This is a genomic window from Zemynaea arenosa, assembly GCF_004614185.1.
GTDB classification, from domain to species: Bacteria; Pseudomonadota; Gammaproteobacteria; order Burkholderiales; family Burkholderiaceae_D; genus Telluria; species Telluria arenosa.
The window spans coordinates 1-13,189 of the sequence record NZ_SPVF01000153.1; the positions used below are offsets into that span (position 1 = coordinate 1).

General features: G+C 63.2%; 13 protein-coding genes. 7 read left to right on the top strand and 6 right to left on the bottom strand.

From position 1 onward, the window contains the following. Positions 1-64 precede the first annotated feature (64 nt). From E4L96_RS12200 to E4L96_RS12215, 4 genes are read right to left on the bottom strand one after another with little or no spacing between them, the layout of a single operon-like run. Entirely contained in the window at positions 65-853 is a 789-nt protein-coding gene (locus E4L96_RS12200; RefSeq protein WP_135207498.1) for a TatD family hydrolase, read from the bottom strand. A gap of 6 nt (positions 854-859) precedes the next feature. Further along, on the bottom strand, positions 860-1,549 hold the full coding sequence (gene lolD, locus E4L96_RS12205; RefSeq protein WP_135207499.1) for a lipoprotein-releasing ABC transporter ATP-binding protein LolD: 690 nt from the start codon (positions 1,547-1,549) through the stop codon (positions 860-862). Beyond that, on the bottom strand, positions 1,542-2,795 hold the full coding sequence (locus E4L96_RS12210; protein ID WP_135207500.1) for a lipoprotein-releasing ABC transporter permease subunit: 1,254 nt from the start codon (positions 2,793-2,795) through the stop codon (positions 1,542-1,544). The genes lolD and E4L96_RS12210 overlap by 8 nt, the downstream gene beginning before the upstream one ends. Next, positions 2,788-4,053 (bottom strand): lipoprotein-releasing ABC transporter permease subunit, encoded by a 1,266-nt coding sequence (locus E4L96_RS12215; protein WP_135207501.1) that lies wholly within the window; start codon positions 4,051-4,053, stop codon positions 2,788-2,790. The genes E4L96_RS12210 and E4L96_RS12215 overlap by 8 nt, the downstream gene beginning before the upstream one ends. Before the next feature lie 223 nt (positions 4,054-4,276). Here E4L96_RS12215 and E4L96_RS12220 point away from each other — a divergent pair, with 223 nt between their 5' ends. After that, positions 4,277-5,296, top strand: a complete 1,020-nt coding sequence (locus E4L96_RS12220; RefSeq protein WP_135207502.1) for a hypothetical protein — start codon at positions 4,277-4,279, stop codon at positions 5,294-5,296. Continuing rightward, the gene (gene recJ, locus E4L96_RS12225; protein ID WP_135207503.1) at positions 5,293-6,987 is read left to right on the top strand and encodes a single-stranded-DNA-specific exonuclease RecJ; all 1,695 of its coding nucleotides are present in this window, start codon (positions 5,293-5,295) and stop codon (positions 6,985-6,987) included. The genes E4L96_RS12220 and recJ overlap by 4 nt, the downstream gene beginning before the upstream one ends. A gap of 1 nt (position 6,988) precedes the next feature. Here the strand turns inward: recJ and E4L96_RS12230 are convergent, their stop codons facing one another. After that, positions 6,989-7,465 (bottom strand): YybH family protein, encoded by a 477-nt coding sequence (locus E4L96_RS12230; RefSeq protein WP_229414430.1) that lies wholly within the window; start codon positions 7,463-7,465, stop codon positions 6,989-6,991. 132 nt (positions 7,466-7,597) lie between these two features. On the opposite strand from E4L96_RS12230, the gene E4L96_RS12235 reads away from it, so the two are divergent. From E4L96_RS12235 to E4L96_RS12250, 5 genes are read left to right on the top strand one after another with little or no spacing between them, the layout of a single operon-like run. Further along, positions 7,598-8,038 carry an antitoxin Xre/MbcA/ParS toxin-binding domain-containing protein gene (locus tag E4L96_RS12235; protein WP_135207504.1) on the top strand — a complete coding sequence of 147 codons (441 nt, stop codon included), beginning with the start codon at positions 7,598-7,600 and terminating at the stop codon, positions 8,036-8,038. A gap of 37 nt (positions 8,039-8,075) precedes the next feature. Beyond that, positions 8,076-9,569 (top strand): dGTPase, encoded by a 1,494-nt coding sequence (gene dgt / locus E4L96_RS12240; protein ID WP_135207505.1) that lies wholly within the window; start codon positions 8,076-8,078, stop codon positions 9,567-9,569. Then, positions 9,566-10,144, top strand: a complete 579-nt coding sequence (locus E4L96_RS24745) for a primase 1D-like protein (RefSeq protein WP_441359653.1) — start codon at positions 9,566-9,568, stop codon at positions 10,142-10,144. Before dgt ends, E4L96_RS24745 begins: the two co-directional genes overlap by 4 nt. Before the next feature lie 3 nt (positions 10,145-10,147). Beyond that, positions 10,148-10,834: an RES family NAD+ phosphorylase gene (locus tag E4L96_RS12245; RefSeq protein WP_135207506.1), complete on the top strand. Its 687-nt coding sequence runs from the start codon at positions 10,148-10,150 to the stop codon at positions 10,832-10,834. After that, a complete protein-coding gene (locus E4L96_RS12250) occupies positions 10,831-11,145 on the top strand; it encodes a DUF2288 domain-containing protein (protein ID WP_135207507.1) in 315 nt (104 codons plus the stop codon). The genes E4L96_RS12245 and E4L96_RS12250 overlap by 4 nt, the downstream gene beginning before the upstream one ends. A 12-nt stretch (positions 11,146-11,157) precedes the next feature. Here E4L96_RS12250 and E4L96_RS12255 read toward each other — a convergent pair whose 3' ends face one another. After that, on the bottom strand, positions 11,158-13,143 hold the full coding sequence (locus E4L96_RS12255; RefSeq protein WP_229414434.1) for a bifunctional 2',3'-cyclic-nucleotide 2'-phosphodiesterase/3'-nucleotidase: 1,986 nt from the start codon (positions 13,141-13,143) through the stop codon (positions 11,158-11,160). Positions 13,144-13,189: the final 46 nt, after the last annotated feature.

The following is a 13,189-nucleotide window of genomic DNA, read 5'->3' on the forward strand; positions in this document are numbered from 1 at the left end:
CCACTTTGGCACTTCGATGCCGTAAATCTAGGGTGGGGGCGTCCATCCCATTGGTTGAGGGGGATTAAGGGAGGCGGGGGAGTGCGGCGTGGGCGTTTCGTGTCGTCGCACTGGCGACGGCGGCGGGGGTGAGGCCGCGCAGGGTCGCGAGGATGGTGCCGATGGCGGGGAGCTGGGCGGGACTGTTGCGGGCGGGGTGCAGCCACGAGGGGGAGATGTCGGGGGCGTCAGTTTCCAATACCAGGGCGTCGAGCGGGAGATCGGTGGCGAGGCGGCGGATCTGTAGCGCGCGGGTGAAAGTCATGGCGCCGCCGAAGCCCAGTTTGAAGCCCAGGTCAATATACATGGCGGCTTGCTGGAAGCTGCCGTTGAAGGCGTGGGCGATGCCGCCGGCGGGTCGGATCTGGCGTACGTGCTTGAGTACCACATCCTGCGACTTCCGCACGTGCATCAGCACCGGCAAGCCGAATTCGCGCGCAACCTTCAGCTGCTCGCGGAAGAAGCGCTCCTGCTTTTCGCGCATCGCAGGCTCGCACAGCATCGGGATGAAGAAATCCAGGCCGATCTCGCCAATCCCGACGAAACGCGGGTCGTCCATCGCCGCCTCCACCCGGGTTCGCAGCAGCGCGAGATCGGCGTCATCGGCCTGGGGGACGTAAATGGGATGGATGCCGAGCGTGTAGCACGCATTCGGCGCGCCATGGGCCAGCGTGCGGACGACATCGAAGTTGTGCCGGTCCACCGCAGGGATGACAATCATCGACACGCCCTCCCCGGCCGCCTCGCGCGCCACGTCCAGAGACGCGCCGCCGAATTCGTGCGCATCCAGGTGGCAGTGCGTGTCGATCCACATCCGGCGCTACGCGAGCGGCGCTTCGGTGCGCAGCCCGCTCTCGCTCATGTGCAGCACGCGGTCGCAGCGCCGCGCGAGATCCTGGTCGTGCGTGACGATGACAAAGGACGTGCCCAGCGTCTGCGCCAGCTCCAGCATCAAGTCGAATACCTGCATGGCCGTGCTGTGATCGAGGTTACCAGTCGGTTCGTCGGCCAGTACGCAGGCCGGCTGTGTGACCAGTGCGCGCGCCAGCGCCACCCGTTGCCGTTCGCCGCCGGACAGCTCACCCGGAACGTGCGTGACACGCTTGCCGAGACCCACGCGTTCCAGCATGGCCTGCGCGCGCTGCTCGGCAACCTCGCGCTTTTCGCGCCGGATCAGCAGCGGCATCGCGACATTCTCCAGCGCGGAAAACTCGGGCAGCAGATGGTGGAACTGGTACACGAAGCCCAGCGACTGGTTCCGCAGATCCCCGCGCGCGGATTCGGACAGGCTCGCAAAGTCGCGCCCCAGCAGCGTCACCGATCCCGTGGTCGGCGTATCCAGCCCGCCCAGCAGATGCAGCAGCGTCGATTTGCCCGAGCCGGACGAACCGAGGATCGCGACCCGCTCGCCGCGCGCCACCGCAAAGTCGATGTTCTTCAGGACCTCGACCGCGTACTGCCCCTGTTTGAAGGTCTTGCCGAGACCCCGGCATGCCAGCACGTCACTCATAGCGCAGCGCCTCCGCAGGTTTCACGCGCGACGCCGTCCAGCTGGGGTACAGCGTGGCGCCGAAGGCCAGCAGCACGGTCATCACGCCGATGACCGAAACGTCCGGCCAGCGCAGCTCGGACGGAATGGCGGTGTTGAGGTAAATATCCTTGGCCAAGAACTGCACTCCCAAAAGATGCTCAATGAATGGAACAATCACGTCGATGTTCAGCGCGACCAGCACCCCGCCCACCAAACCAATGAGGGTGCCGGAAACGCCAATCAGCGCCCCCTGCACCATGAAGATCTTCATGATCGAGCGCGGCGACGACCCCAGCGTGCGCAGGATGGCGATGTCCGCCTGCTTGTCCGTCACCGTCATCACAAGGCTGGACACCAGATTGAATGCGGCCACCGTGACAATCAGCGCGAGCACGATGAACATCATTTTCTTTTCGATCTGCGTGGCGGCGAACCAGTTGGCGTTCAGCTTGGGCCAGTCCCGCACCTCGACCTCGGGGCCGAACTGCTTGCGCAGCTCCGCAGCCACTTCCGGCGCGCGATGCATGTCCGCGATCCGCAGCCGTAATCCAGACGGCCCATCGAGCCGCTGCAGCCGCTGCGCATCCTCCAGCCGCACGAACGCGAACGCCGCGTCGAACTGCGGATGGCCAGACTCCAGGATGCCGACCACGCGGAAAGTCCGCACCCGCGGCAGAATCCCCGCCGGCGTCACCTGTCCCTGCGCCAGCGCCATGGTCACCTTGTCCCCCAGGTCCACGCCGAGCGACTGCGCCAGCGCGTACCCGAGCACGATGTTGAACTGGCCCGGCTCCAGCGCCGCCATGCTGCCGCGCTTGACCTGGCGCGCCACGTCGGACACCTTGCCCTCTTCCGATGGCAGGATGCCGCGCACCACCGTCGGCCGCATCGCCTTGCCGCGCATGAGCATCGCTTCGGTCTGCACGTACGGCGCGGCCCCGCGCACCTCCGGGTTCTTCATGGCGATCGAAGCCGCACGCTGCCAGTCCGGCATGGAACCGGAGGTCTCGAACACCTCGATATGCGCGAGCACCGACAGCATCCGGTCCATCACATCCTTCTGGAACCCGTTCATGATGGACAGTACTACGATCACCGCGCCCACGCCGAGCGCGATCCCCGCCAGCGAAATCGCGGAAATGAAGGACACGAACCCGCTGCGCCCCGCGCGCTTGCCCGAGCGCGTGTAGCGCAGGCCCACCATCCACTCGTAGGGCTTACTCATAGCGCAGCCCTTCCGCCGGATTCACGCGTGCCGCCGACCACGACGGGTAAAGCGTCGACAGGAACGCCAGCGCGATCGACACGCCCGCAATCGCCGCCACATCGCCCCAATGCACGTCCGACGGCACGGTGCTGATGAAATAGATCTCCGGATTCAGGATGTGCATCCCCAGCGCCGACTCGATGGCAGGCACGATGGTGCCAATATTCAGCGCAAACAAGACACCCAGCAGCACACCCGTCCCCGCGCCCATCAAACCAGTCAAAGTCCCCTGCACCACGAAGATCTTCATGATCGACCGCGGCGATGCGCCGATGGTGCGCAGGATCGCGATATCGGCCTTCTTGTCGGTCACCGTCATAACCAGTGTGGACACCAGGTTGAACGCCGCCACCGCCATGATCAGCGCCAGGATGATAAACATCATGCGCTTCTGCGACGCCACCGCCGCAAACCAGGTGGCGTTCAGCAGCGTCCATGGCACCAGCCGCACGTCCCCGGTCATGTTCTGCGCCAGCGCGCGCGCCACCGGCACCGCGCGGAACGGGTCGGCCAGCCGCAGGCGGATGCCGGAGGGCGCGGACAAGCCGGCCAGCGCCTCGCCATCGTCCAGCGCCACAAAGGCCAGCGTCGAATCGTATTCATAGTGGCCGGCGTCGAAGATGCCCGCGACGGTGAACGGCTGCACGCGCGGCATCGAGCCCTCGCCAAGCGCGTCGCCCTGCGCGATCGCCACGCCGACCGTATCGCCCAGCGACACATCCAGGGACTTGGCCAGCTCGCGCCCCAGCACGATCTGGTGGGCGCCGGTCCGCAAGGCATCCAGGCTGCCCGACTTGACCCGCGCCGCGAGTTCCGACACCCCCCGCTCCGCCGCCGGCAGGATGCCGCGCACCAGCGCAGGCTTGAGCACATCTCCGCTGACCAGCATCCCTTCGGTCTCCATGAAGGGCGCAGCGGCCTTCACCTCGGGATGGCGCAGCACCTCGGCGCGCGCCTGCTCCCAGTACGGCATGGACCCGCGCGCATCCGTCACCTCCACGTGCGCGAGGATGGACAGCATGCGGCCCGCGACCTCCTTCTGGAACCCGTTCATCACCGACAGCACCACGATCAGGGCTGCCACGCCCAGGCCGATCCCGGCAATCGAGATAAACGAAATAAACGATATAAACCGCTGCCGCCGGCCACGCTTGCCGGCGCGCGTGTAGCGCCAGCCGACCAGCCATTCATAGGGCAGCTTGTGACTCAATCTCATGGGCGAACCAACAGTCTCTCAACAGCGTTTGCAAGACGCGCAGTGTGCCACACAACCGCAATTCGTGACAGTCAGGCAACGAACCGGAACACGGTGGACTGAGCGCATATCCGCCCTGCAAAGCGGAGCCGGCCCCGCACCCAACAGCGCGGCGCACAACACCGGGCCACCGCCCGGCCGCCGGACCTTCCGGCCACCCGCGCGGATGCCCTACAATAGCGGGATGTCTGCACTCACGCTCGTCCTGCCGTTCGCCCTTCCCCCAGCGGAGCTTGCGCCAGACTTGGGCAAGCACCTGCGCGCACCGGCGCTGGCGACGCTGCTGTCCAAATCGTCCACCAGCAGGCGGCACCCCAGGCATGAAGGCCTGCACGTGCTGCCGCACGAGCGCTGGCTGGCGGGGGCGCTCGCGGGTGCGGACGTCGATGCGCCTGCGTGGACTCCGCTGGTGATGCGCGGTCTCGGGATCGGCGCGGAGCTCGGCACCTGGTTCCTGGTCCACCCCGGCCACATCGAGATCGGCCGCAGCCACCTGCTGATGAACGACCTGCGCCAGCTCGCCCTGATCGACCGCCACTCGCGCGCGTTGTTCGAGGCCGCGCTGCCATACGTGCGAGAACTGGGCCTGGACCTGCGCTACGGCGACGCGTCCACCTGGTTCCTGCGCGCCGACGAGTGGGCGGGCCTACGCACCTCTTCGCCCGACGCCGCCGCCGGCATCGACATCACCTTCTTCCTGCCGTCGGGCCCTGGCGCCGCGGCCTTCCGCAAGCTGCAGAACGAGCTGCAGATCCTGTGGCACGAACACCCGGTCAACCAGGAGCGCGAGGCGCACCGCCAGCCGCCGGTCAACGCCATCTGGACCTGGGCGGGCGGCTCCGGCAGCCCCACGCCAGCGGCGCGCCTGTTCACTGATGAAGCATCGGCCCACCTGGCCGCCTTGGCTCAGGCCACGGGCGGCGGCACGGCCAACCCTGGCCGGCTGCCCGGTGGCGATGCGATCCTGTACGCCGACCTGCTGTCCGCGCCCGCCATCGGGGCAGACTGGGGCGGCTGGATTGCGGCCTACGAGCAGATCGACCGTGACTGGGGCCTGCCGCTGCTGGCCGCCCTCCGCGACGGCCAATTGGCGCGGCTGGACATCGTACGCACCGGCCGCGACACCCTGACCGAATCAAGCACCACCCGTCTCTCGCTGCGCAAATTCTGGCGCCGCGCGAGCCTCGACACGCTGTTGACATGACCCGCATCGCCACCCGCCCCTGCCCGTTCCGCGCTTCCGAGATGCTGCGCCAGAGCGGCATCCACCCCGTGCTCGCGCGCCTGTACGCCTCGCGCGGCCTGTCCGATACGCGCGAACTGGCCAGCGAACTGGCCGCCCTGATCCCGCCCCCGGGCCTGCACTGCATCGACAAGGCCGCCGAATTCCTGGCCGACGCCATCGCCGCCCGCAAGCGCATGGTCATCGTGGCGGACTACGACTGCGATGGCGCCACCGCCTGCGCCACCGCCCTGCGCGGCCTGCGCAGCATGGGCGCCATGGTTGACTACATCGTGCCGAATCGCTTCGAGTACGGCTACGGCCTGACGCCGGAAATCGTGGCGCTGACCGCGCGCGAAAAGCAGCCGGACATCATCATCACGGTGGACAACGGCATCGCCAGCATCGAAGGCGTGGAAGAAGCCAAGCGCCGCAACATCGACGTGGTGATCACCGACCACCACCTGCCCGGCGAAACGCTGCCGGACGCGCGGGTGATCGTCAACCCCAACCAGCCCGCCTGCGGCTTCCCGAGCAAGAACCTGGCGGGCGTCGGCGTGGTGTTCTACGTGCTGCTGGCCCTGCGCGCGGAACTGCGCCGCCGCGGTGTGTTCGACGCCCAGACCCAGCCCAAGCTGGACGCATTGCTCGATCTCGTGGCACTCGGCACCGTGGCGGACGTGGTCAAGCTGGACGCCAACAACCGCATCCTGGTCGCGCAAGGCATCAAGCGGATGCGCGCGGGCCGCATGCATGCCGGGGTGGCCGCCCTGTTCCGCGTGGCCGGGCGCCAGGCACGGACGGCATCCCCGTTCGACCTTGGATTTGCCGTCGGCCCGCGCCTGAACGCCGCTGGCCGGCTGGAGGACATGAGTCTCGGGATCGAATGCCTGACCACCGACGACGAAGGCCGCGCCTGGGCCATCGCCCAGCAGCTCAACGACATCAACATCAAGCGCCGCGAGATCGAAGCCGAGATGCAGGACGCGGCGCTGCTGCACCTGGATGCCTACGAACCGGCCACCCGCAGCACCATCACCGTGTTCGACGATGCCTGGCACCAGGGTGTGATCGGCATCGTGGCCTCACGTTTGAAGGAGAAGTTCTTCCGCCCGACCATCACCTTTGCACCGGGCGGCGACGGCGTGATCAAGGGCTCCGGCCGGTCCATCCCCGGCTTCCACCTGCGCGATGCGCTGGACCTGGTGTCCAAGCGCGCCCCCGGCCTGATCGACCGCTTCGGCGGCCACGCCATGGCGGCGGGCCTGACGCTCAAGGCCCACGCCTTCGACCAGTTCGCGCAGGCCTTCGAGGAAGTGGGCCGTACCCTGCTCACGGAACAGCAGCTGGAGCGCGTCATCGAAACCGACGGCCCGCTGGAAGACCACTACTACACCACCCAGTTCATCGAGCAGCTGGACAGCCACGTGTGGGGCCAGGGCTTTCCCCCACCGGTGTTCTGCGACGAGTTCCGGGTGGTCAGCCAGCGTATCCTGAAGGAGAAGCACCTCAAGCTCCAGCTGGAGCGCAACGGCGCGCGCTACGATGCGATCTGGTTCGGGAACACGGCGTCAATCGGCGACCGGGCCCGCGTCGCCTTCCGGCTCGATGCCAACGAATACAACGGCGTCACCCGCGTGCAGCTGCTCGTCGAGCACGCGGAGCCGTGCTAGGTCATTTCTTCTGCTGCTCGCAGGCGCAGATCGACGAACCCTCATCAAACACGATCTTCCACTTGCCCGAGGGCTCGCGGCGCCAGATCGAATTGAAGCGCGAGATCAGCTTTCCATCGGGGCTGTAGACCGGGCCCGAGGACTTGGCCAGGGTGCCCGAGGGCAGGACGATCACGCTGTCCGGCTCCCACGAGAACGGCGCGGCGGGCTCCTTGTAGAAGTTCTTCCACTGCGTGGCCACGGCGTCCTTGCCGACCTGTTGGCGCCGCACGCCGCCGAACACCGTGTCGTCCGCGAGGAAGTCGACAAAGGCCGCAAAGTCGCGCGCCTTCATGGTCGCGGCAAAGGCTTTTTCCACCTCCGTCACCTCCTTCACCAGCTCCGCGTTCGACTTCGCCGGCGCCGCGTCGGCCGCCCATGCCATGCCCATCATGCCGCTCAGCGCCACGCCGGCGCACCATGCTGCCACTCGCTTCATCTGCCGCTCCCAATGAGGAAAATGGTCATTTTGCCATGCTGACACAGCCGAAGCCATCGAAACCCGATACATACGTCCGCTTGCACCCAAACCGGATTCGGAGTATAAATGACTCCATAACCGGAGCCTGCCATGAGCAACCTTGCGTACGCCTACCCCAAGAGCCGTTTCGAGCCCGATGTCCTCATTGACCTGAACGCGCGCGAAGAGCGCGAGCGCCTCTCGCAGTCGGCCCTCAAGGGCTTCTTCAAGCTCGCCGCCGCCTGGAAGCTGCGCGACGAAGACGCCCGCGAACTGCTTGGCGGCCTCTCCTCCAGCTCCTTCTATGAATGGAAGAAGAACCCCGCCCGGGTGCTGGAAGTGGACCGCATCACCCGCATCTCCTACCTCATCGGCATCTACAAGGCCCTGCACATCCTCTACGGCGACAAGCTGGCGGATGAATGGGTCAGCCTCCCCAACACCAATCCCATCTTCGGCGGCCGCACACCGCTGGCCACCATGGCCGCGGGCGGCCTGCTGGCCATGCAGACTGTCCGCAAGCTGCTCGACGCGCGCCGCGGGGGGCTGTAATCAACCTCAACAGCATCGGGTTTTCTGAAAGAGCATAATGACTGTAAACACAAAAAAAACATATTCGAAATTGTTGAAATGCAAACGCACTCGACCAAGTTCGGTGCCTGGCCGAAATATTGTGACGGAGTCGGAAAGTGACCGTGGACGCATCCTTTTCTGCCCCGCTTTCCGCCGATTACAACAGAAAGCTCAAGTATTTTCGATGGAGCCGAATGCTGCGGTGCGCAGCCGGTTAACGCACTCATTAGAAGTCTCGCAAATCGGACGCTATATTGCAGATCAGGTTTGCGAAAAATTAGCAGACAAAGACTTAGCGACCCATTCTGAACTGGTGGCTCTGACCAACTTCGTCGAAAGTGCCTGCCTGATGCATGACATCGGAAACCCTCCTTTTGGCCACTTTGGTGAGGCTGCAATTCAGGCGTGGTTTCGAGAAAATGGCGCGGACTGCATCACAGCGGTTCTTAAGGGTACCGCGCGTGCGATTACGGAGTCAGATGACCGTGTTCGTACCGCCCTAGCAGATTTCCTGGAATTCGACGGGAATCCTCAAGGATTTCGCGTCGTCACAAAGTTGCAGTGGAATACGGATGAATATGGGCTGAACCTTACTCACACGACACTAGCTGCGTATTTGAAGTACTTTCGGAAGGCGGGGGTTCCGAAAGACAAACTAGGCTCATTTGCCAAAAAAGCTGGTTTCTTCTCAACAGAAGCCGAGCTAGTTGATCAAATTTGGCAGACGTTCGGCTACAAAAAGCCTCAACGATTTCCTCTTGCATACATAATGGAGGCAGCGGACGACATTGCCTATTGTATAAGCGACCTTGAGGATTCGATCGAGAAGGATTTAATTGATCAGGATAAGGCGCTTTCAGTAATCCTTAAGATGTGGACTGCCGTCAAAGGTACCTCAACCTTGGATCAGAAGATTACCAAGGAGTTGGAGTTTGCTTTTGCCAAGAAGAAACATGGGGAGGAGTACACTTATACGAACTTTCGCACAGCTCTCAGTCGACTCATCGTCACTCACGTCGCAGATCGTTACGTGCGAAATCATCAGAAAATTCTTGATGGCACTGCCGAAAGCCTCTTAGGGGAAAATTCTTCTGCAGGAAAGATCCTTAAAATTCTCAAGAGTTATTGTCAAGATCACGTTTATAACCACTATACGGTTGAACGCACTGAGCTGGCGGGTTACGCTGCCATTTACGGACTATTGAACCATTTTAAGCCGTTGCTCTCCGCAAATATGGACCGATTCCGCGCTGCATTAGTAGGCAAAAACAAAGATTCGGCGGAGGTACCAATTTTAGTAGAACGAAAATTTTTGAGTCTTTTTCCCGCGCGTTATATTAAGGTATATAACCAAGAGGTTTCAACAATTAATCTGGATCAGCAATCTCAAGAATACCATTTGCAGGAATGGGTGTATCGCGCGCACTTGATTGTTGACTTCATTTCTGGAATGACGGACGATTTCGCAATGACGACCTATCGAACGTATTCCGGCACAGTTCTGCAATGACATTAATACCTGAACGACACCCGTATTGGACTGTTCGGGAGCTCATTCAGAGCATCCCCGAGATCGCGCAACTACGTTTTAGTCACTATCTTTACAGACCGCAGAGCCTTATAGACGAACGCGATCTATTGACGGTTAACCGGGATCTGTTTCTCTCAACCTATTTTATAGAATCTTTGGTTGAGAGATTGCCACGGGGCCACGAGCTAGCTTTCCATTCAAATGTATCCTTGGTCAACGGGCAGACATTTCATATTCCGATGATAGACATGGCTAGCGCTGCCAAAGCACATGTCCGTAAACTCCGAACTTTCATAGGTGGAGATCTTTATGATCGCATGACTTGGTTTGATAGCGGCCGCTCCTTCCACGGTTATGGATTGGCCCTGATTGACCAAGAAGGATGGATCAAGCTCATGGGCGCGTTATTGTTGAGCAACCAACGCGACCTCAAACCTACAGCAGATCCTCGATGGATCGGTCATCGCTTAATAGCCGGATATGCTGCCTTGCGATGGACAAGCCATACGGATACGTATCTTCATGCTCCGTCCAAAATTACTGTACAGCTCTAGACGGTGAAAAGTCCAGCTTGCCCCCCTTTGGTTCTTCTTAGGCGGTTTGACACGCTTCGACTTGTGCCGTCGCGTTTCGTGGAATTTGAACCTAGCGTTTTAGACGCGCTTTCTGAATCGGAACATCACCTCTACGACCTGTTCGAACTCGATAACGCCACCAACGAGCGCCTGCGCGGCGAGTACGGCGGCCTGCCCGGCATCGGCGTCGATGAACTGGTCTTCGGCGTCACCAACTTCCGCATGGTTAACGCCGCGTTCACCTATCCGCGCCCGGAGGGAAGCCGCTTTAACACCGGCGACCGCGGCGCGTGGTATTGCGCCTTCGAGCGCGAGACGGCGCTGGCGGAAGTCATCTTCCACAAGACCGTCGAATACCAGGAAATCAACCGCTTCGACGACAGTGTCCAGTACCAGGGCCTGCTCGCCGACTTCACCAGCGAATTCCACGACATCCGCGGCCGCGGCTTTTCGAAGTACCTGAACCCGCGCAGCTACATCGCCTCGCAGGACCTGGCCGTGCAGCTGCTGGACGCGGGCTCGATGGGCATCATCTACCCATCCGTGCGGCGCCCCGAGGGCACCTGCCTCGCGTGCTTCCGCCCCGCACTGGTGGGCAACGTACGCAAAGGTCCGGCCTATCGGTTAACATGGGCGGGTTCACCCACCCCGGAAGTTATCACCGAATGAAGCTCAACCCCGCCAAGGACAAGGAACTCCACGACAAGATCAACAGCGAGACCGCGCGCATACCGTGGGCGGAGCTGGAGCGCCATTTCGCGCAAGGGAATGTGGTCTATGTCAGCGACCAGCTGGACCTGATCGACGTCGCACTGCGCATCGCGCACGACGACAAGGAGAGCATCCAGCGCTGGATGGCCGACGGCAAGCTGGCCAAGGTCACGGATGCGCAGGCGCAGAGCTGGGCGGTGACCAACCTGGAGCTGTGGGCGTCGGTGGTCAGCCCCTTCGTCCTGGTGCAGCCGCCCAAGTCACACTGACCAGGCGCTCCGTTAGCGGGACAGGTCCAGAGAGTACAGCGCAAAGCCCTTCCCACTGCCATCGTCCTGCTTGAGCAGCACCACGTTTGCCAGGCCCGCCTGCTGCACCAGCGGCAGCGCGGCGGGCGCCGAGTGGAACACCACCGGCCCGGCCGTCTTCACTTTCGCGAAGGTCCAGCTGCGCTGCTGTGCGAGCGCGGCGCGCGTGAGCGTCTTTTCCTGCTTGAGCCATGCGATCAGCACATCGTGGTTCGCATCTGGCGAGGCAATCACCACGTTCGATCCATTCAGGCCGGGGAAGTTGCCACCGCCAGTGGCCCTGTAGTTGTTGGTGGCGACGATGAATTCCTGCGCGTCCACCACCGGCTTGCCGTGGTATGCCAGGCCGCGAATGCGCTGGCCCACCGGTTGCGTGACGTCGATCTCGTAGCGCACCTCGGGCGACGTCACCATGTCGAAATTGAAGCCAGAGAAGGAGGTGTTGACCAGCTCCTGCGGTTCGCTGCGCGCCGGGTCGATGCGGTTGAAGCGCTCGGCGCCGCGTTCCAGCCAGGCCTTGAGCTGCGCCCCCGTCACCTTCACCGCGGTCAGCGTATTCGGATAGAGGTAAAGGTCCGCCGCGTTGTTGAGGGCCAGCGGGCCGGCGGGAACATCGGTGTAGTCGGACGGCCCGGCCGCCCCGGACTTGAACGGCGCGGACACGGACAGCACCGGCAGCTGGGCGTACTGCGGCAGGTTCGCCGCGATGTAGCGCTTTACGTAATCGGCCTGCGCCATGTTCACCACGGCCACGGCGGCGCTGTCCCCCACGTCCGCGAAAAAGGTCGAGAGCCGCTCCTCGGACGAGCCGACCGGCGTCTTCACATAGGCGATCGTGGCCGCGTGCTCTCCGGCGATCAGCTTCGCGATCTCCGGGTCCGGCGCAACGCCCTGGATGCTACGCGCCTCCACTTTGGTCTGCGCCTTGTCGACCACCCAGCCGTGACCATCATGCGCCACCTCGAAGCGGATCACGCCGAGGTGCTTGCCCCACAGGTTCGCCATCACGGTCGGCACGCCATGCACTGTGCCGTGCACCTTGTCCACGCCGGGCAGGTTGAACATGGCGACGGTGCTCTTCTCGTTCGGGAAGACCTGGTGCGAGTGCCCGGTCAGCATCGCGTCGATCGGGGCACCGGGAATCTGGGCCAGGTACCAGTTGGCGTTTTCCATCTGCGGCGAGTACGGAGCGTTATCGAGGCCGCCATGCGACACCGCCACGATCAGGTCCGCACCCTGGGCTCGCATCTCGGGGATGTACTTGAGCGCCGTCTCGCGGATGCCTTCGGTGTACACGCGCCCTTCCAGCCAGCGCTTGTCCCAGGCCATGATGCCCGGCGGCGTGAAGCCGATGATGCCGACGCGGATGGTGGCTGTCACTGGCTTGCCGTCCTTGTCCAATGCTTGCAGCGTCTTGTCGATGATGCGGTAGGGCGCAAAGATCGGCTGCTTCGTTTTCACACTGTAGACATTGGCCAGCACCAGCGGGAAGTTCGGACCCGCGCAAGCCTTGGCCTGCTGCGCAAGCCCCGGCACGTCGAAGCGGCTGCCTGTCACCTGGCGCAGGTAGGCCAGGCCGAAGTTGAAGTCATGGTTGCCAATGGACGCACCGTCGTAGCCGATGCGGTTCATGGCCTTGTACACGGCCAGCGTCTCGTCGCAGCCGATCGGCCGGACCAGCGCTTCGTAATCGCCCAGGGCCGTGCCCTGGATGGTGTCGCCGTCGTCGAACAGCAGCGTATTCGGGAATTCGCGGCGCGCCTGCGCGATCAACGTGGCGGTGCGTTCGAGGCCGAAGGACTGGTCATGCGCCAGCTTGAAGTAGTCGTAACTCAGCACGTTCGCGTGCAGGTCGGTGGTCTCCAGGATGGCCAGGGTGGCGCGGGTACCCGCCACCGGTGCCGCGAACGAAGAGGGAAATGCCGCCGCGAGGGCGAGGAACAAAGCCGTGGAACGCATCGGAAGACCCGCAAAGCATGGAGGCCGCATGATACGCCACGCGGCG